Below are 389 nucleotides of genomic sequence, written 5' to 3'. Positions count from 1 at the left end.
CGGGTGATGAGCGGGGCGAGGGTGCGGCCCTCGCGGGCGGCGGCGTCCCAGTCGCGTGGTTTGAGCTGGTACTTCTCCGAGTCGAGGTACTCCTCGCTGCCCTCCCGCAGGGGGGTGTTCTCGCACAGTTCGTAGCCGCTGTAGATGCCCCAGGTGGGGGAGAGGGTGGCGGCGAGCACGGCGCGGGTCTCGAAGGCGGGGCGGCCGCCGTGCTGGAGGTAGGCGTGCAGGATGTCGGGGGTGTTGGCGAAGAAGTTCGGCCGCATCCAGGCGGCGGCCTCCCCGGACAGTTCGGTGAGGTACTCGGTCAGTTCCTGTTTGGTGTTGCGCCAGGTGAAGTACGTGTACGACTGCTGGAAGCCGATCTGGGCGAGGGTGCGCATCATCGC

The 389-nt window shown here is 68.4% G+C and carries 1 pseudogene; it reads right to left on the bottom strand.

Annotation, left to right across the window (positions count from 1 at the left end):
- Nucleotides 1-389: pseudogene (locus tag ACTT8P_RS38490) on the bottom strand (alpha-1,4-glucan--maltose-1-phosphate maltosyltransferase); the annotation flags it as partial.

Origin of the sequence: Streptomyces sp. JW3, from assembly GCF_052216785.1 — a bacterium.
GTDB lineage: Bacteria > Actinomycetota > Actinomycetes > Streptomycetales > Streptomycetaceae > Streptomyces.
This window is presented reverse-complemented; position numbering and strand designations above follow the sequence as displayed.